The organism is Enterococcus sp. CR-Ec1 (genome assembly GCF_002850555.1).
Lineage (GTDB): Bacteria > Bacillota > Bacilli > Lactobacillales > Enterococcaceae > Enterococcus_D > Enterococcus_D entomosocium.
This window is the reverse complement of the sequence record NZ_CP025223.1, coordinates 3,661,862-3,680,457: the sequence shown is the minus strand read 5'-3', so window position 1 is coordinate 3,680,457 and position 18,596 is coordinate 3,661,862. Positions and strand designations below refer to the sequence as shown.

Genomic DNA, 18,596 nt, shown 5'->3' with positions numbered 1-18,596 from the left:
TTTAGAAAAGAACAGATAGCTAGATTTCCCATGGCTTTGCTATTAGTATTTTGAAAAAATTAGTAATTTATGACAAAATTCATTATACTAAACTTGTGCAGAAATGTGAGGGATCAACTATGAAAGCAACAATGAAAGATGTCGCAAAATTAGCAGGTGTCGGAGTAGGAACTGTTTCCCGGGTATTGAATAACGGCTCTGTTAAAGCTTCTACTAGAGAAAAAGTTGAAGCAGCAATGACAGAGTTAAACTATCAACCAGATTTTTATGCCCGGGGGTTAAAGATGAAGCATACGAATACGGTTGCTTTGATTCTACCCACTGTATGGCATCCATTTTTTGGCGAATTTGCCTACCATGTAGAAACAGCATTAGAAAGACAAAACTACAAGCTTTATTTGTGTAACTCCAGTGGGAATAGTGAAAAAGAACAAGAATATATCCAGATGGTCAGCCAAAATAAAGTAGACGGCATCATTGGAATTACTTATTCAGATATCGATGAATACATTTCGAGTAATCTGCCTTTTGTTAGTATTGACCGTTATTTCACTGAAGAGGTGATTTATGTGACCGCTGACAATGCGGCCGGTGGACGTTTGGCTGCAAATGAACTTTATCGCCGAGGATGTCAGAATGTAGCATATATCGGTGGGTACCAAGAAACACCGAATGAAACGAAGAGTCGTCGAAAATATTTTGAGATCGAGTGCCGTCAACTGGGGATTTCCTATAAAGCGTTAGATATGTTAGAACCTTTAGACCATCTCTCAGAACGTGTAACAAATTTTTTGTTAGAGAATCCTGATATCGATGGGATTTTTACGATCAACGATCCGATGGCATTAGCTGTCATTGGTATGCTTGAAAAAATAGGGAAAAACGTACCAGAGGATGTCCAAGTTATCGGATTTGATGGTCAAAAGATGACAGAAGGAGACCCTTATCTCGTCTCAACAATTGCCCAACCTACAAAGCAAATGGCGGAAGTGGCAGTGGCAAAATTAATTGCTGTCATTAATGGAGAGACAGTAGAAAAACGTACCGTATTGCCGATTGAATTTGGCGAAGGTGGCACAACGAAACCTTTAGTGAGAAACGATTTTGCTTAGTGCAAATACGTTTCTTTTTTTGAAGATAAGTGAATGAAAGGTGTAGATAAAATGTTATATGGTGGAATTGAAGCTGGTGGAACAAAGTTTGTCTGTGGGATTGGTAATGAACAATTACAAGTGATAGAACGGAAAAGTTTTCCTACCACAACACCAGAAGAAACGATGAAGCAAGTGTTTGATTTCTTTGATAAGTACAAAGGAAATATCGCATCAATTGGTGTAGGAGCATTTGGGCCAATTGATATTCAAATCGAATCAAGAACTTACGGATATATCACCAACACTCCGAAGGTAGCTTGGCAAAATTATCATTTTGTAGGAGCTTTGGAAAACGCCTTGTCGGTTCCCATCTATTGGACTACCGATGTAAATGCTGCTTGTTATGGAGAATATATGGCAGGGTATGGAAAAGGTAAAAATAGTGTTCTTTATTACACCGTTGGTACTGGTGTTGGTGGTGGTGCTGTAGTCGATGGAAAAATAGTCACAGGTTTCAGTCATCCTGAAATGGGACATATGCTCTTACAACGTCATAATGAAGATCAATTTGAAGGAATCTGTCCTTTTCATCATGATTGTTTGGAAGGGTTAGCCTCAGGGCCCGCGATTGAAAAACGCTTTGGAAGAAAAGCCCAGACCATTTCATTTGATCATCCTTATTGGGCGATTGAGGCAGATTATCTTGCTCAGTGTGTGTATAACACAACGTTACTATATGCACCGGAAGTAATAATTTTAGGTGGGGGTGTAATGAAACAGCCGCAACTACTCGAGTTGATTCGCCAAGCGTTTAAAGAAAAAATGGGTTCCTATGTGGATACCCCTGCTCTTGAAGAATACTTACTAACTCCAATGCTTGCTGACGATGCAGGTTTGATCGGCTGCTTAGCTTTAGCAATAAAGAAGTTGGAACAATAGTAGCATGTTAAAGAACGTGTGAGAGAGTTTTTATAGCAGTTGGGATAGATAAAAAGGTTAACTAAAATGTGAGTTAGAAAAAAGGATGGCTAATAATAGATGTTCATATATATTTTTTGCGTAATCGAATGTCGCAAATAAGAATTTTTTCTTTCGTTCTCGTCTTCAGTTATATTGTTGTCTAGCTGCCTCAAAATTACTTCTTAGTGCTTGTTTTTTTTCTATTAGCCCGAGCAAAGAAAAAGGAAACAGAATGTCTTATTAAAGCCAATTAGGCCTACGCCTAATTGGCTTTCTATATTCCTGTGCTAATTGTGTTTGGGTGGGATGAATATCCTTTTTATTAATAATAGTGACGGTGTAATGAACGGTTTTGCTAACGGTAAAGATTCAACTTTCTACAAACGCGAACATCCTTTGAATTTGATTTACTAAAAGCTGGGTAGCTTCTCATCAGTCATTCTCTTCATTGGGGTTAATAAAGTGTTGTCAGTCATCCTGCCCTATTCTCAACAAGTACCTGCCTAATGCCTTCTTCAAACGTTGTGATCTTAAAATGAGGAAATGCCTTTTTGAATTTATCAGAGACAAAAAGATTATCCACCGTGTATCTAGGTAATAACTCACTTAGTTCGCGCGCGTTTTTACTGAATAGCTTAGCAAGTTTAAATTGCCACAAAGGAATGACACGGTATTTCAATGGTTTGCCTTCAATTTTTTCGGCGAGATCGATCATGTCTTGGAAACTATGAGGTGTATCACAGGGCAAATGCCAAGTCTGGCCATAGGAACTAGGCGTATTTCCGATAAGGGCCATTGCTCGGCTAGCATCAGGTGTCCATATAAGTGTGCGTAAAGTGTCCTTATTGACAGGTATTTTGACGGGAGCATTGTGGACTATATTGTTTAAGACGAGTGTATTGGTAATGCTCTGGGTCTTGCCTGGGCCGTAAAACTCGGGGGCTCGACAAATCACCGCATCTAAACGGCCACTTTCCATCTCGGATAAAACCAATTGAGCCATTTTAGAGCGTACGAGGGACTTCCTGCCTGCTGGAGAAAATGGCGTGTCTTCCTTTTGGGGGGTACGATCCTTTGGATACATATAAGTATTATCAAAAAAAACCAGTTTGCTCTGTGCTTCTTGGCAAGCGCGGATGACATTTTCTGTGATTTTCATAAAATTGGTTTCCCACAGCTCTGCATCCATCGGTAACCCAACAGTGAAGTAAACAATCTCACTATGTTCAATCGCTTTTTTCGTTTGCGAAAAGTCCATCAAATCTGCGGAAACGATCTGATCTGTAGGATTGATTTTTTGAGGCTTCCGGCTAACTAGCCGAAGCTCATTTGTGTAATTTTTGTATAGTTCTTTTGCTAGTTCATAGCCGATTTGTCCATTGCTTCCTAAAATTGTTTGCATGACTGTACCTCCTCAAGATATAGTTTTGCTACAGCACGTACAGAAAAAGGATTTTGGCCAGTGATGATCCGCCCATCTTTTAGGGCAAATGCTTTATAAAAGCGTCTTTTTTTGAATTGAGCGTTTCTTTCTTCTGCGGCGGTTTGATTAAAGAAAGGAACTTTGTTCATTTTCCCGGCGAGAAATTCTTCGGTTTTCGTAAATCCTGTGATTTTTTTCCCAGAAATCAAAAAGCTTCCTTCTCTATCTTTTATATTTAGTAAACCAGCGATTCCGTGGCAAACAGATAAAATATACCCATTGTTTTCATAAATGGCTAAAGCGAGTTCTTGCAGCTCTTTATTATCAGGAAAATCCCACATGACACCATGCCCTCCGGTAAAATAAATCGCATGGTAGTCATTTGGATTTACTTCTGCGGGTTTTTTCGTTTGAATCAAGCCGTTTTGAATGAAATTTTCTTCCAGATAAATGTTCATAATGGCTTGATCTATATATTTCATGCTTCTTGGATCTAGAGGAACAAAGCCTCCTAATGGACTTACGAAATCAACATCAATCCCTTGTTGATAGACTTCATATAGAAACTCGGCACTTTCTCCTAACCAAAGTCCGGTAGCCTCGCTCGTGCCAGCATATTTTTGAATGTTTGTTTCAACAACTAATACTTTCTTCATGAATGGTCCCTCTCGTTCATAATGTGAAGGACTTTCGTTAAAAAGGATTGGAGTTTTTTTATTTCTGTTTGCTCATGATCGAGATAGTAATAATTTTTTGTTCCTTCTTGTCTGAAATTCACGATTTTGGCTTCTTTTAAGATTTTCAAATGATGTGAAATGGCGGGTCTAGATAAATTGGTGGCCTCTAATAAGGAAGTGACCTGTAAGCCAGCACAATTTTCCGCTTCTAGCAACCGAATGATGATAGCTTGTCTTTTTTTGTCACCTAGCGCGATTAAAAAATCACTTAACTCAGAAAAATCTTGTTGCAGATTGGCATAATCTATCATAATTGTCTCTCCATTATCGTTTAAAAGTTTAAACCATTAAACCATTTAAAGGAGATTTTTGCAATGAAAGAAGCTCGAGAGCATTCCTCTTCTCCACCATCGCTAAGGAGATTAGAATGTTCTGTAAGCAAATAGATAATAATGGAAAAGCATAAGAGCATTTGATCCTTTTTTGTGTATAGAAGCAACTTATTTTTTTATGAAGTGATTAAGAGCCGTGTCTTGCTCATTTTTTGTTGTTGTGTTATGTATGTAACATCTAGACAAAAGACGTAGTGAGATATGAGGCGGAGAATATGAGAGACTTACAGTTAGCATTTATCAGTAATCGCACAACTAAGCGCTTATTTCGAGTTTTGAGTGTGATGGAGCGAGATCGTTTATTTACAATTGGTGAAATGGCAGAAAAGATGCAAGTCACACAACGCACAATTGCAAATGATCTCAAGTATGTGAAAGACTATTTTGGTGATTGTATCACCCTAACTTCGGGGAATAGTGGCTTTCTTTTTGAAGAGAAAAAACCTTCCGTGTACCAAGAAAAGAAACAAGATTTGCTAGAAAATGAGTGCTTATTTGAAATCATCGGTCATATTTTTCAAGGGGAATTGATGGATATTGACGAGTTGGCCCATCATTATCATTTTTCTGAGAGCACGTTTCGACGGTTGTTGGGGCAATCGAACAAAATATTGAGCAGTTATCGGTTAAAATGGGTGTCGAATCCATTGACAATTGAAGGGAGCGAAGCGGATTTACGGAAATTCTTCAAAGACTTTTATTACGAAGGGATTGATACTGCCCATACCCTTGTTCCCGACCCCGCATTGCATGAGTTGGTCTTAACCCAGTTAAACAACAAACTAGGACAATATGATATTGGCTCTGGAACAACACCAGCTGCTTTTTACTATACTTTTTTTATTGCAATCAAACGGGCGAGCCTTGGTTTTCCGATAACAGTCCCGAAATACTTGATTGAATTAGCCTACAAAGGAAATAGCTTCTCCCTCCTGTATTCTTTAAAAGACGGAATCAACAAGCTTTACGGCGTAGAACTAGCGAAGGAAGAATTTGCATGGATTTATTTAGTTACTATTTGTAAACGTACCTTAGATCGAGAAGCATCGGAGGAAAAGTTCTACCAGCAGTTTCATCAAGGATCAGAAATTGCCAAACTTACGGAGGCTTACTTACAAGAGTTTGAGCTCACAAATGAGAGCTATGCCAAGATAAAAATTTTCTTGCAATCCTTCTTTTTGTCTAGAAAAGTGAACTATACGTTAGCTCCTGCATTGAACAAAGAGGCACAGGACATCAAAGAATCTCTCATGCGTTCTGACAATGAAAACTATCAACGGAATTTACGATTTTTAAAGAAGCATCAAAGAAAAGACTTTTTGGCTGCGCCATATCTTGAAGATATTTGTGTGAGTTTAACGATCTACAGTGATTTGATTTTTGATTTTTATTCACCGACAAAAAGAATTTATTTTCTTCTAGAAGGTGATCACTTCATCTGCCAACAGATTCGAACTCGTGCAATGCAACAGTTTGGTACAAAGCACACGTTGACCTTTTTGCCATTGCAACATCTGACACAAGAAATATTAAATGCCGCTCATATTGATTTGATTGTCACAAACTATAATCGGTACCTCTTAGACTATATTATTGAAACAGATTACTTGTTATTGAAAGCTGTCCCAGATGAGCATGACTGGCGGAATCTGGAAAGAAAAATCGATCCGTATCGAAAACCATTTCTCTAATTCCCGTACACTCGTTAAAAGTATTAACGAGTGTTTTTTTCATTTATTTCATCCGTATATGAAAATATTGATTCCAATTTGACCAAAAAATCAGGTAACCTTAATCATGTAAGAAAAAGGTATGCATACAAACTTACAAATAAAAGTATCAAAAACCTTCGTTTTTTAGAATAGATATTTGTTATGTATTCTCTAAAATAGAAAACCTAATCTAATAACTTTTCCAAGACATTCGATCCGATCGAATGTCTTTTTTTGTCGTCAACCCAAAAACGAAGAATTTTGAGATACAACAAAGGGGAGGATCATGATTGAGAAAACAAAAAGGTGGATAATATTTATGGGAATACTCTCAGTTTTATCATTACCGTTGGTAAACGCTGCAGAAGTCCAGCAAGTTGAAACAAATGGGACCATTGGATTTACTGGTGTCTATGAACCCATTGGTACACCTGATCCAGCGCCGCCCGAAAGTATTGTCAGACCACCAATTACCGAAGTGGCCAAACCAGATGGTACGTTGCCACAAACAAACGAAATAGGACATTCATGGCACGCTTGGCTAGGCGTTTTTCTAATCAGTTTCGTCTTCCTCTTATGGAAACAAAAAAGAAATCATAATAAAAATCTAAAACAATAAGAAAGCAGGAATAACCAAATGAAATTTATTCGTTTAGCAACAATTGCCGCACTATCAACTACTATTTTAGCAGGAGGAGCAGCTTCTGTTTTTGCCGATGAAATGAGAGAAGTAACAACCGAAGGTCAAATCCAGTTTACAGCGGATGAAGACGGTGATCTGGAAGTCATCCCTCCTGTACCTGATCCGGATGTGATTATTCCACCGATTATCGATCCAGTTACAGGTCCATTGTCTATCGTACAGGCACCTACAATGAACTTTGGTACTCAGGTCATCTCCAACCAAGATCAAACATATAATATGGTTGCAGAGACTGCTGAACTCGCTAATCCAGAAGAAGGTGGGCCTACTGACGTTCCATATATTAGTTTTGCTCAAGTACAAGACGTTCGTGGAACCAATGCTGGATGGGATCTAAAAGTGAGCTTAAGTGATTTTGAAGCTCCAGAAGCACAAAATAAAATTCTAACGGGAGCGCAAATCACCTTTGCTAATGCTCAGTTAAATTATGAAGGTAGCAATACTGATAACGAACCTACAGTGCACCAGGCTGGACTAACATTACTTCCTAATGGTGCAGCGCGTTCAGTGATGACTGCGGCACAAGGACAAGGTGCAGGAGCTTCTTCAGTTATCTGGGGAGACCAAGCAGACTTGACTGCCCAATTTGAAGCAGAGGACTTTAATCCTGAGACAGACGTTGTAGAAAACAACGCAATACAATTGTCGATTCCAGGTTCAACAGCCAAAGATGCGACAACGTATACGTCAACGCTAACTTGGGAATTAAACTTAACACCTGGAGACGAACTATAAAAGCCTTGTAACCATTTGTTTTGAAACTCTCGGCAGCGTCACAGTAAAATTGTGACGCTGTTTTTCTAAGAAAGGAGACGTAACCTTGAAACAAACAACTTTAGCTCATCGTTCTCAAAGAGCCTCTTGGTGGGTACTTACGCTTCTTTTTCTTCTTTTTGGAATTTTTCCATCAGTAGCTCAAGCGGAGGAAACACTGTCATTTTATGTCACGCCTGAATTTCCTGAAAGCCAGGTAGAAGGATCAAATAGTTATTTCGATTTGAATCTAGCAGCTGGAGCAACAGAAACCTTAGCATTGAAACTGCAAAATGTTAGTAGTGACCCAATTCAAGTGCAAGTAACCCCTCATACAGCGTATACCAATGTTCATGGAGTCGTTGAGTACGGAAAAGATGCCCAAGAACCAGATAGTAGCCTTACTTATTCATTGGACGAATTGATTGACTCATCTGGCGTCATTGAACTGGCAGGAAATGAAACCCAAACAATTAGTGTTCCTTTACATATGCCAGAAGAATCGTTTGAGGGATTTTTAGCGGGAGGTCTACGGATTTCGGAAGTCAAAGAGGAGCAAGAAGAAACGGCAATCAATGAAGAAGGCGTAGCGATCAAAAATGAATTTGCCTATGTGATTGGGATTGTTGTCAGCAATTCTCGGGATTCAGTTCAACCGGATCTCGATTTATTAGCTGTTTTTGCAGATCAGTTGAATTATCGGAATGTGATTAGTGCAACGATCCAAAACTTCACGCCTACCTTTGTCAATCGAATGGCGGTGGAAGCGACAGTACAACGAGCAGGAGAAAACGAGGTTCTTTATGAAGCGAGTGAAGAAATGATGCAAATGGCGCCCAATTCTAATTTTGATTTTCCAATCTCGTTAGAAGGCGATCGCTTTCAAAGTGGCGACTATGTATTGAAATTAAGAGCAATATCTGGTGAAGATGAGTGGGTATGGGAGAGACCCTTCACAATTAAAGCAGATGAAGCCAGGGCATTGAATCAAGCAGATGTGACCATTGATTCAAGTATGAATTGGTGGATGATTGGCGCAATCATTTTACTTGTTCTTTTACTGGGGGTCATTCTTTATCTACTTATTCAAAAAAAGAAAGCAAACAGAAGCGAACAAGAGTAGTAAAAAGGAGTGAATGGAATGACCACGAGATTAAGAAGACCGCTGCTTCTATTAGGGGCGTCTATTCTAATGATGCAAGCATTAATTCTATCGATTGGCATGGTCTACGCTGAGACAACGATGGACACTGAGGAACAAAAACAGGTAGAACACCCATCCATGAAAAACCTTCAAAAAGAAGAACAGGCTAGTGATGCGCGCTTTTTCTTTACTCAGGCGCGGATGCAAGGGACGGTAGAAGAACCCATACAAGTAACCTTCTTTTCTGATCAAGAAGTTTCAGAGACACGAGTATTTTTACCTGAAGAAGCAACGCTTATCAACGAGCAGTTACCGGCAGGGGGATCAGTCGAACAGATAGAGCAGTCTCAGGAATGGCTGGTTCAGTCAAAACGGGCGCAAAATACGTTTGTTCTTCCTTTAGTATTTGAACAAGCAGGACGCTATGAACTGTCTGTGGGAGGAGCAACGGCTTATCTTGAAATCAGTGAACAAGAAGATAGTAATGTGGAGAACCCTACTGAAGGAATAGAAGCTTCTGATGATGCTCAAACAGTACAAGCGGATCTGGAAGCGAAAGAGAATGCAATAGAAGAGAATCAAATGAAGGAGCAGCCATCGCAAAGTTTAGATAATGAATACAGTTCAAATGCTACCGTCACAAAAGATAATTTTTTGCAGCATTTTGACTTACAGGGTTCTGCAACGTATGATTCAGAAACAGGGGAAGTAACCTTAACTACAGCTAGTAATAATCAAGTTGGAAATGTTACATTGAAGGAAAAATTAAGTGTAAATTATCCATTTGTTTTGACAGGGAAGGCAAATATTGGTTCTAATACGAATGGTGCAGATGGTATGGCTTTTGGTTTCCATAGATCTGAAAATTCTGCTGTTGGAAATAGTGGAAACGGTATGGGGATTGCTGGCCTAACAGGAGGCTTTGGATTCAAATTGGATTCAAATTTTAATACAACTCAGGGAGCGGGTGCAGCTAGAGATCCGGCTGCTTTAGGTGGGGCTCCTTTTGCTGGATACGTTTATCATGAGACGAATGGTTTATTGACTACTTATATGGGAAGCGATGCTCCAGCAAAGCGAACAGGTACATTGAATGGCGCTTACGATGATATAGTCATTGAGTATCTGCCAAGTGAAGAAGCAAACATTTTCCGTATTAACTATAAAGGAGAAACCTGGGAACGAGATATATCCGATTGGCAAGGAATCGATACTACTGCATTATCTTTTTTAATCTCAGGAAGTACAGGTGCAAGAAACAATGTTCATAGCTTTATATTTGAACAGATGGACTATGTAATAGGGACAGGAGAAGTTGAAGTCAGTTATCGTGATGCAGCTACAAATGAAGAAATAATACCTAGTCAATTGTTAGAAATTCCTTTTAAATCAGAGGCAGTTCTTAATCCAAATTCAGGGATTGATGATGAACCGTACCTTCTTGGTTATGACTATAGTCATGTTGAGACAGATGCACTTTATTTCGATGAAACAAACAATACCATAAAACCAGAGGCTGAGCGTCGGAATGTTACTTACTTTTTTAATCGTGCTGAGTCCGAGGTGACAATTCATTACATTGATGATGCCGGGACAGTTATTTCGCCATCTGATACAATCATTGGTTATGTGAATGAGGAGCTAGAAGTAACGATTAAAGAAATAGAAAACTACAAGTTTTTATTTGAAAGAGACAATCAATTATTGAATACGGTATTTACTCGAGAGCAACAAAATTATTGGCTCGTTTATATCTTACAGGGCTCTATGCCACCAGTAGATCCATTGGATCCTGAAATAGAAGTGAACCCAGAAAATAAACCAGAGCTGCCAGAAAATCAAGGGCTTCTGAGTATTGACTTCATTTCCTCCTTTAACTTTGGCTCACAACCTATTTCAGTTCATGACCAAATCTATTACGCGCAACCACAACGTTTATTGGATGAAGACGGAACTGTAAATGAGATGGAAGAACGTCCTAACTATATTCAGATCAGCGATCGTCGGTCAGCTACTGAGCGTAACGGCTGGCAGCTATCGGTTACCCAGACGAAACAATTTGAAGGATTAAAAAATCAACAGCTTACAGGTGCGAGTATTACTTTCTCAAATCAACAATTAGTGACCGCTCAAGGTGGCAATACCCCTTCTTTACAGACAGCCAACCCGTTAACGTTGGTACCAGGAAACAAGCGAGCACTGATTCGTGCGGAAGATACTGAAGGAACAGGCACATGGATCTATCGTTTTGGAGATGAGCATACCGCAAGGGAAAGTGTTACGCTCAACGCACCGAAAGGTTCAAATCCTGAAGCCACAAGCTATTCCACAACCCTGATATGGGAATTGAATGCTATTCCTGACAATTAAAAGAGAAATTTCTTTTTTCCTTTTTCTGCCATTTATTAATGAGACCGCTAGATTGGTTCGAAAAAAGATGAATAGTTCGTGTATGATCCTGGTTCATTCAAAAGAAAGTCAAGCCATGACGAACAAAGAATTAAACGAGAAACTAAGCGTCATGCCACCAATAGTTAAAGGAAATATCAAACAAATCAAGACATATTTCAAAGAAATCTGTGGTTATGATCTAAGTGTAGAAAAGAAGAATTCTATCGTATTCAATGTGTCATAGAGTTTGCATAAATACAAATTATCTTAAAAAAGGCTTCAAAAAAAATTTTTTGAAGCCTTTTTTTGTTTTCCGCAAGTATTAAGATTAAGAACTAACGCTATTGTCTAATGACATAGTTAAGGGAAAACGTAAAGGTCTGATGTCAAAGCTAAACCTTAAAGGAAAAGACAGGAAAAAACGAATAATTTGGAAGTTACTATTTTTCGCTAATGAATTTAGACAGCAACATTATGGAGATAAAGGAATCACGATTAAGAAAGTTCACGATTGATAAAAACTTGCTAATAAATGAAACTATTTGACCTGTTCTTTCGTCATACCCTATAGAACAACGAAAGAGAGGAAATACTATGAGAAAAAAATTATTGTTAATAGCTATATTCTGTGCACTGATTCTTACGTTAGTAGTGGGTGCCATGTATAAGTACCTAATGAGTCAAGTGTATGGAGAAGAACAAACAAATTTTGAAATGCAAGTCGAAAAAACAATTAAAACTGAATTTTTTGATCGTGATATCACTCAGATTGAAGAATCAAAGAGTGGCGATAATCAATACAACAAATATTACCTGTACTATTCTGCGACTGAAAATAAAAATATTATAAAACAATTGGAAGCTCAAACTCAGGTTGCTTCGAAACAATTGAAGGATTCTCGGTCAATGGTGCTTTCTTATGTCAATGAGGAAAAGGTGAATGATGCCCTTATTAATCGACAATTAGTAACAAAGGAATATATTTGGGATGATAAAACAAAGTCTTTGAAATATTTAGGTGAATTAAAAGAATTATCTGAAATACTCTTATCCAAAAATCGAAATGAGCCTCGATTAAAAGATATTGTCAACGATGAATCAGACTTGCTTGCGATAAACAGAATTGTACAAGAACAGCTACTTAGTACTCGAACTAAATTAAAATCGACAATTGATGAGGAAGAATTAGATCAAGTGTTAACGAATGACTTTTTAAGCAAGGATAGTAAGATAACCCTTCTCCCTCACTCAATACAAATCGCTTTTGATAAAGAGGTCTTAGGGGTGACAAAGATGAATGTCGACACTGAAAAAATTCTGCCTTTTATTGATCCAGCAATCGTTTCTGATAATAATCTGCCGAAAAAATCCTTAGACCAAAAAAGAAACTATGTCGCGCTCACCTTTGATGATGGACCTAACGATACGTCTACGAAAAAATTACTAGGAGAGTTAAAAAAAGAAAAGATCAAAGCGACTTTTTTTGTTTTAGGTCAGATGGTTGATAAGAACCCAGAGGTCGCGAAAAAAATAGTGGGAGAGGGGCATGAAATTGGCAGTCATTCATACACTCACCCAGACTTAACTCAAGTAACCCTGGATAAAGTCAAAGAAGAAGTACTGAAGACTGATAAGGCAATATTTCATGCTACAGGGGTATTGCCAAAACTCTTTCGACCACCTTACGGAGCAGTAAACGGCGCCGTTGCCAAAACCATCGGATTGCCTATTATTCAATGGAATGTAGACTCTGAAGATTGGCAAGTCAAAAATAAAGATTTGATTGTAAATAAGGTAATTGATACTGTGGAAAATGGATCAATCATTTTGATTCATGATATCCATGAACGTTCCGTAGAATCCATTCCAGAAATGGTAAGTCAACTAAGAAAAAGAGGCTATGAGTTTGTGACTATAAGCGAATTGCTCTCTTATGGACAAAAACCACTAAATCAGTATTTTGGTTTAGCTGACCAAAGAGAAATTAAATAGCAGTCTTTTCTAGTCCATTGGAGAGTTGTGGAAGGAGTGATCTTTATTTTTAAGAATAGAAGTCAAACAAAAAAAGTGCGCTATTATGAGCATTTACTAGAAGAACTGATAGAAGGTAAATATGATCAAATGTATCGAATTGCCTACAGTTATGTTTATGATCATGAAGATGCTTTAGATGTCCTGCAAGATAGCTTTCAAAAGGCGTTAAAAAGCTTTAGAAACACAGTAGAAATTGATAATTTTCAAGCATGGTTCTATAAAATTTTAGTAAGAACCGCGATTGATCAATGGCGAGTGAAGAGACTAAGACCATTAGGATTAGCCTTTGAAGAAACTATAGAACTAAGTCATTTTCGTTTCGATCAAAGTGAATTTCTTGAACTAAAGGAAATTCTAGAGAGAACGCCTAGTCCGGAAAGAGATATCATCATTTTAAAATATTTTGATGGATTTACCTTGCAAGAAATTGCTCAAATACTTAATTTAAATGAGAATACGGTGAAAACGAAGATGTACCGTTCTCTTGTTCAATTTAAGCATCTTTTAAATTAAAAAAACAAGATATGAAAAGGAGAATGAGCGAAATGAAACAGCACACGTTTGATGGAGAAAACCAAGAACAATTAAAGCGTGAAATAGTTGCGCGTTTTCAAATAGAAAAGGCAAAGGTATACGAAGAAAAGAAGCGAAAAGTACTTAGAAGAGGCGTCGAAAGCGTGATCTTGGTGGTTTTTAGTTTTTTGATTATGCTTCAAAATACTACCTTTAGAGGTTTTGCATCAGAAATACCTATTTTGGGGGATTTGGTATCAATTATAACTGGGGAAACGCTTCTGTTCAGTCAAGAGGAGGCAGAAATCACTATTGATGTGCCTAAGATAACAGAAGAAAATCAAGTGTATTCGCAATTAAATGAAAAATATCTCCGTGAAGGACAACGAGCATATCAAAGTTATATAGACGTAATAAATAAGGTGGACGAAAAACAAATGTATGTCAGTGGTACCTATGATGTGAAAGTCAATGATAATCGATTTTTAGTAATCGACCGTACATTTGAAGAGACAGTGGGGAGCACCAATGTCGAACATCGATTTGATACATTCGATAAAAAGAACGAGGTCTTATTATCATTAAAGATGTTATTTAAAACGGAAAACTATTTAGAGGTGCTGGCTCAGGAAATTGAGCACCAAATGAAAGAGCGGATGAGAGTAAATAGCGATATCAAATATTGGGTTTTAGACTATAATGATACAAATTGGTTGGAGAATGATCCGAATTTTTATATTAATGAAAATCATGAACTAGTTATTTCGTTTGATAAATATGAAGTTTCGGCTGGATACATGGGGACACAAGAGTTCATAATACCTACTACAGTATTGAAGCCGATCTTAGTTGACGAAAATTTTTTTAATTAGATCAATAAATCAGTTTAAGCTTATTCAGAAAATGATTTCTGGATAAGCTTTCTTTTTTTCGCTAGCAAGAGCGGAAAATAAAGCCTACTTTTCTAATTGGCTTTGATACCATGAGGGGAAAAAATCGATGAACCCAGAGACTCTTTTATACACGTTTACTACAAAGGCAATAAAAAGTCCCTTGTTGTCTGCTTTTGTGAGTAACTTTTCCACAGTGTGGAACTCCCTGAGCCTTACTACCATTATTGGATTTGAAAATAATTAGAGATCTAATTATTAGGTAGCGAATCTTTTTATTGACTTTCCTTTTTAACCGGTGTATATTCTTTTCGAATAGTTAGATATCTAACATTTGGCGAAGGGGGAGTCGTTTTGGAGGAACTGATCGTTTCGAATGTGATGCGTTCCATTATGAATAAGTCACGGGAATCGATGGAACTGCGTATAAAAGACCTGGATATCAGTCAGCAGCAAGGAAGAATGATTGCGTATATCGCACAAAATGAAGACAAGGGATTGATTCAGAAGGATTTGGCCCAAGTGTTTCAACGTCGTGATGCCAGTATCACAAGTATGCTTCAAGGGTTAGAAAAAAAAGGGTATATCGAACGCCGCATCCCAAAAAATAATGAGCGGCAAAAAAATATATACGTTTTACCTAAAGGAAAAGCGTTGATTGATCAAACCAATGAAGCTTTTTATGCGGCAGAAAAAGAACTGGTCCAAGCACTGAATGCAGAAGAAGTCGAAGAACTGACTCGTTTGTTAAGAAAAATCGATCAAAGTCTATGAGCAATAAGCAGTCAATCACTGCTTATTGCCTTAAAGTTAGAATTCTAACAGTTAACTATCTAATAGAAGGAGGAATCATCATGGAAGAAGTCACAATGAATGAATCCAATATTTACTACTTAAGCGAAAGTCCGGTGCGAAAGGCAATTGCCCATTTATCGATCCCGATGATGGTTGGTATTTCAACCACGACGATCTATAATTTGATTAATGCCTATTTTATTGGATTGATCCATGATACCAATATGATGTCGGCGATTACCTTGGCGATGCCCATTACGATTCTGTTGATGGCCGTTGGGAACATGCTGGGTGTTGGTGGAGGAAGCTATATCACACGACTACTAGGCAATGGAGACACTCAAAAGGGCAAGAAAGTTGCCGGCTATGCGTTTTACTCGAGCATCCTGCTCGGTGTAATCATAGGGATTGTCGCAGTAATTTTCATGGATCCGTTTATTCATTTACTAGGAGCAGGTGGGCAGACATTTTTGTATACAAAACAATATTCACTGATTTTGTTTGTTGGTGGAGCATCGTTCATTTTAAATTTTGCTTTGGAACAGTTGGTGCGTTCAGAAGGGGCATCAAAAGAATCAATGTATGGCATGTTCGTCAGTGTTGCAGTGAGTATCCTACTTGATGCATTATTGATTCTCGTCTTTAACCTACATGTGATCGGTGCAGGGCTATCACTGGTGATTGCGAATATCGCTTCAACAACGTATTATGTCTGGTTCCTAGAAACGAAAAGCGAGACATTGAAGGGCTTTTTAAAGAACATGAAACTTTCAATCAAAGATCAGCTAGAAGTTTATAAAATAGGGATATCCGAGCTGTTTAAATCAGCTTTCATGATCGTCACCACATTATTATTGAACAATTTTTCTGCTGAATATGGAGATAATGTTGTGGCTAGCTTTGGTATCGCTGTTCGAATCACGCAATTACCGGAATTTTTAACAATGGGTCTATTTTTGGGCGTCATACCGTTATTTGCCTACAGTTTCTCTGCCCATAACACGAAACGAGTGAAAGAAGCACTGAAAGAAGTATCTTTGTGGATAGGTGGGATCTCCATCCTTTTTGCCTTGATTGTGTATTGGTTGCGAGTGCCTGTGCTGGGGTTATTTACAAGTGATCCTCGTGTGATCCAAGTTGGCTTAACGATTTTGGGAGCACAGTTGGTTTCTTCGATCTTTAATGGTTTCTCTGGTTTATTCACGGGCATCTTTCAGGCATCTGGACTAGGTGCTCAGACCGGAGTGATGTCCACGATTCAAGGAACATTCTTTATTCCGATCGTTTTATTGCTGCATCATTTCTATGGATTGGATGGATTGATTTGGTCAATGACGATTACAGAAGGTATCGCGTTTGTTGCGGGTGTCTTAATGATGATTCCTTATCTAAATAAACTAAATAAGAATGATCTGCCCGCCATGCAAAACCAACAGCGTATATGAATCAGATACATTCGGAATATTTGTTTATGGAAGAAAGGAAAACGAAAGGTTTCTTTTCGAACATCCTATAAGGAAAGCCCAACGAAGTTTGCTTTGTTGGGCTTCTTTACTTGCTATATATTTCCTTTTCGTTAAAGTAAGAGGAGATGTTGATTCTGTTATACTTACTATTGAAAAAAACTCCATTTCAAGGATAAACGATCTTTTTCATGTATCAATAGAAGAAAAGCGTCTAAAACAAATGCTATTAGCAAAATTATCAAGCGATTGAGGAACCTACTATGCAAAAAAAATTTTATAAAGTTGTCTCTGTCTCGAATAACAGTCGTCTGTTTGCGATTTTAATGGCTTTTTCAGGCGGGGCATTAGATGTCTATTCTCACAATTACTTTCATGGATTAGTTGCTACCCAGACGGGGAACATTATTTTGATGGCTTCGAATTTATCCCAATATAATTGGCAGCAAATGCTGCCTAAGATCGTATCGATCGTTTTGTTTACGGTAGGATTTTTATTAGGTATTCTTCTAAAGCGCAGCAATTTCAGTCATTATTGGCGCAGTTACACCATGCTACCTGTTATTTTATCGAGCTTGATCATTCCATTGTTGTCTCAAAACTTGCACCTTTTTAAAATTGGTCTGCTTGCTTTTGGCAGTGGCTTGCTGATGCTGACGTTCACTGGAACGCAAATCGAAGGAAATCCTTATACGATCATGATGACCTCAGGCAATTATCGGAAAATGCTAAATGAATGGTATCTTTATCTGACCTCACGGAATAAAACGTCGCTTCAAAGACGCAATGCCCATAACTATACGATCGTCGTGCTCTCATTTGTCATTGGTGCTTGTTTACTAGCCTTTGTCAGTCTTGTTTTGAAAAAATATTCAATTTGGATCGTAACCTTCACGTTTCTGCTGGCTCTTTTTATTGAAATCCATCAAGCGAAAAAGACGATTCGATAGTCAAAGAAAAACCGTCAGAGGGACTCCTTCTGACGGTTTTTCTTATAAGTTGAAACAGGAATATTTTTTAGAATGTCGTCACAGCTCCGCAATCTTCCTTACGGTATTGATGGTCCGAATCGTAATCTGCTTGCCGACGCTAGTGCTGGCTGTTTTTTTCCACCAATTGGTTTTTTGATAGTCTTTGCGGAGGTAGGACCAGAAGACGACGTCTTTGTAAGGAAAAACCTGTTCAAGGGTGGCATTCGGAGCCCCGAGTTTTTCAGATAACTCCTCGTAGGACAGTGAAGGCATCAAAAAGATCAGGTTGTCATAGATGGTTTTATCTTCCGTTCCTGACCAGTCAGGTATATGGGTCAAGCGTTCCTGCAGCTCTGTTTGGCGAATGATATAAATAGCGATATCAAAGGAAAAGTACCGTTTGATCATTGCTTTAATCGTTTCGGCAAGGGCTTGTGGATCATCCTCTTCGCTAGAAAAAATCACATTGCCACTATTCAAATAAGTGACCACATTGCTAAACCCCAGTTCTTCAAAACCGGCTTTCAATTCTTTCATAGAAATTTTGTTCTTTCCACCGACATTGATGCCTCTTAATAAAGCGATGTATCGTTGCATGGATAACTCCTCCTTTAAAACCCTTCTTTTAGCTGATTATAGAATGGATGGAGCGGAAGTACAATCCTGGCTTCTCAGCTACCC

General features: G+C 38.2%; 17 protein-coding genes. 13 read left to right on the top strand and 4 right to left on the bottom strand.

Annotated features, from left to right (window positions below; genetic code table 11):
• Nucleotides 1–119: 119 nt before the first annotated feature.
• On the top strand, nt 120–1,112 hold the full coding sequence (locus tag CXM95_RS17705) for a LacI family DNA-binding transcriptional regulator (protein ID WP_002323463.1): 993 nt from the start codon (nt 120–122) through the stop codon (nt 1,110–1,112).
• Nucleotides 1,113–1,163: 51 nt separating this feature from the next.
• A complete protein-coding gene (locus CXM95_RS17700) occupies nt 1,164–2,033 on the top strand; it encodes an ROK family protein (RefSeq protein WP_061053450.1) in 870 nt (289 codons plus the stop codon).
• Nucleotides 2,034–2,526: 493 nt separating this feature from the next.
• On the opposite strand, the gene CXM95_RS17695 is transcribed toward CXM95_RS17700, so the two are convergent.
• The 3 genes from CXM95_RS17695 to CXM95_RS17685 are packed head-to-tail and all read right to left on the bottom strand — an operon-like array spanning nt 2,527 to nt 4,465.
• A complete protein-coding gene (locus CXM95_RS17695; protein WP_061053449.1) occupies nt 2,527–3,456 on the bottom strand; it encodes an NAD-dependent epimerase/dehydratase family protein in 930 nt (309 codons plus the stop codon).
• Nucleotides 3,441–4,133, bottom strand: a complete 693-nt coding sequence (locus CXM95_RS17690) for a type 1 glutamine amidotransferase domain-containing protein (protein WP_101699542.1) — start codon at nt 4,131–4,133, stop codon at nt 3,441–3,443. The genes CXM95_RS17695 and CXM95_RS17690 overlap by 16 nt, the downstream gene beginning before the upstream one ends.
• A complete protein-coding gene (locus CXM95_RS17685) occupies nt 4,130–4,465 on the bottom strand; it encodes an ArsR/SmtB family transcription factor (RefSeq protein ID WP_086316684.1) in 336 nt (111 codons plus the stop codon). The genes CXM95_RS17690 and CXM95_RS17685 overlap by 4 nt, the downstream gene beginning before the upstream one ends.
• 296 nt (nt 4,466–4,761) lie before the next feature.
• Between CXM95_RS17685 and CXM95_RS17680 the strand changes: the two genes are divergently transcribed.
• From CXM95_RS17680 to CXM95_RS17620, 11 genes are all read left to right on the top strand, one after another.
• Nucleotides 4,762–6,237 carry a helix-turn-helix domain-containing protein gene (locus CXM95_RS17680; RefSeq protein WP_101699541.1) on the top strand — a complete coding sequence of 492 codons (1,476 nt, stop codon included), beginning with the start codon at nt 4,762–4,764 and terminating at the stop codon, nt 6,235–6,237.
• A 340-nt stretch (nt 6,238–6,577) separates the two neighbouring features.
• A complete protein-coding gene (locus CXM95_RS17675; RefSeq protein ID WP_086372948.1) occupies nt 6,578–6,877 on the top strand; it encodes an LPXTG cell wall anchor domain-containing protein in 300 nt (99 codons plus the stop codon).
• An 18-nt stretch (nt 6,878–6,895) separates the two neighbouring features.
• Nucleotides 6,896–7,696: a WxL domain-containing protein gene (locus CXM95_RS17670; protein ID WP_061053445.1), complete on the top strand. Its 801-nt coding sequence runs from the start codon at nt 6,896–6,898 to the stop codon at nt 7,694–7,696.
• Between the two features lie 85 nt (nt 7,697–7,781).
• On the top strand, nt 7,782–8,837 hold the full coding sequence (locus CXM95_RS17665; protein ID WP_101699540.1) for a DUF916 and DUF3324 domain-containing protein: 1,056 nt from the start codon (nt 7,782–7,784) through the stop codon (nt 8,835–8,837).
• A gap of 18 nt (nt 8,838–8,855) precedes the next feature.
• The gene (locus CXM95_RS17660) at nt 8,856–11,228 is read left to right on the top strand and encodes a lectin-like domain-containing protein (protein ID WP_101699539.1); all 2,373 of its coding nucleotides are present in this window, start codon (nt 8,856–8,858) and stop codon (nt 11,226–11,228) included.
• A 615-nt stretch (nt 11,229–11,843) separates the two neighbouring features.
• Complete coding sequence (locus CXM95_RS17650; protein WP_086372455.1) at nt 11,844–13,241, top strand: polysaccharide deacetylase family protein; 1,398 nt, start codon at nt 11,844–11,846, stop codon at nt 13,239–13,241.
• A 36-nt stretch (nt 13,242–13,277) separates the two neighbouring features.
• Complete coding sequence (locus CXM95_RS17645) at nt 13,278–13,796, top strand: RNA polymerase sigma factor (protein ID WP_101699611.1); 519 nt, start codon at nt 13,278–13,280, stop codon at nt 13,794–13,796.
• A 32-nt stretch (nt 13,797–13,828) separates the two neighbouring features.
• Nucleotides 13,829–14,668 (top strand): RsiV family protein, encoded by an 840-nt coding sequence (locus CXM95_RS17640; RefSeq protein WP_225869329.1) that lies wholly within the window; start codon nt 13,829–13,831, stop codon nt 14,666–14,668.
• A 411-nt stretch (nt 14,669–15,079) separates the two neighbouring features.
• Nucleotides 15,080–15,460: a MarR family winged helix-turn-helix transcriptional regulator gene (locus tag CXM95_RS17630; protein ID WP_016613715.1), complete on the top strand. Its 381-nt coding sequence runs from the start codon at nt 15,080–15,082 to the stop codon at nt 15,458–15,460.
• Nucleotides 15,461–15,540: 80 nt separating this feature from the next.
• Complete coding sequence (locus tag CXM95_RS17625) at nt 15,541–16,926, top strand: MATE family efflux transporter (protein ID WP_101699535.1); 1,386 nt, start codon at nt 15,541–15,543, stop codon at nt 16,924–16,926.
• Nucleotides 16,927–17,207: 281 nt separating this feature from the next.
• Entirely contained in the window at nt 17,208–17,894 is a 687-nt protein-coding gene (locus tag CXM95_RS17620; RefSeq protein ID WP_087664496.1) for a YoaK family protein, read from the top strand.
• Nucleotides 17,895–17,972: 78 nt separating this feature from the next.
• Here CXM95_RS17620 and CXM95_RS17615 read toward each other — a convergent pair whose 3' ends face one another.
• The gene (locus tag CXM95_RS17615; protein ID WP_101699534.1) at nt 17,973–18,512 is read right to left on the bottom strand and encodes a DUF1697 domain-containing protein; all 540 of its coding nucleotides are present in this window, start codon (nt 18,510–18,512) and stop codon (nt 17,973–17,975) included.
• Nucleotides 18,513–18,596 lie beyond the last annotated feature (84 nt).

Coding starts and splice junctions, on each gene's coding strand:
- CXM95_RS17695 (WP_061053449.1), bottom strand. CDS start 3,456: ATGCAAACAATTTTAGGAAGCAATGGACAAATCGGCTATGAACTAGCA.
- CXM95_RS17685 (WP_086316684.1), bottom strand. CDS start 4,465: ATGATAGATTATGCCAATCTGCAACAAGATTTTTCTGAGTTAAGTGAT.
- CXM95_RS17680 (WP_101699541.1), top strand. CDS start 4,762: ATGAGAGACTTACAGTTAGCATTTATCAGTAATCGCACAACTAAGCGC.
- CXM95_RS17670 (WP_061053445.1), top strand. CDS start 6,896: ATGAAATTTATTCGTTTAGCAACAATTGCCGCACTATCAACTACTATT.
- CXM95_RS17660 (WP_101699539.1), top strand. CDS start 8,856: ATGACCACGAGATTAAGAAGACCGCTGCTTCTATTAGGGGCGTCTATT.
- CXM95_RS17690 (WP_101699542.1), bottom strand. CDS start 4,133: ATGAAGAAAGTATTAGTTGTTGAAACAAACATTCAAAAATATGCTGGC.
- CXM95_RS17675 (WP_086372948.1), top strand. CDS start 6,578: ATGGGAATACTCTCAGTTTTATCATTACCGTTGGTAAACGCTGCAGAA.
- CXM95_RS17650 (WP_086372455.1), top strand. CDS start 11,844: ATGAGAAAAAAATTATTGTTAATAGCTATATTCTGTGCACTGATTCTT.
- CXM95_RS17630 (WP_016613715.1), top strand. CDS start 15,080: ATGAATAAGTCACGGGAATCGATGGAACTGCGTATAAAAGACCTGGAT.
- CXM95_RS17700 (WP_061053450.1), top strand. CDS start 1,164: ATGTTATATGGTGGAATTGAAGCTGGTGGAACAAAGTTTGTCTGTGGG.
- CXM95_RS17705 (WP_002323463.1), top strand. CDS start 120: ATGAAAGCAACAATGAAAGATGTCGCAAAATTAGCAGGTGTCGGAGTA.
- CXM95_RS17615 (WP_101699534.1), bottom strand. CDS start 18,512: ATGCAACGATACATCGCTTTATTAAGAGGCATCAATGTCGGTGGAAAG.
- CXM95_RS17640 (WP_225869329.1), top strand. CDS start 13,829: ATGAAACAGCACACGTTTGATGGAGAAAACCAAGAACAATTAAAGCGT.
- CXM95_RS17620 (WP_087664496.1), top strand. CDS start 17,208: ATGCAAAAAAAATTTTATAAAGTTGTCTCTGTCTCGAATAACAGTCGT.
- CXM95_RS17625 (WP_101699535.1), top strand. CDS start 15,541: ATGGAAGAAGTCACAATGAATGAATCCAATATTTACTACTTAAGCGAA.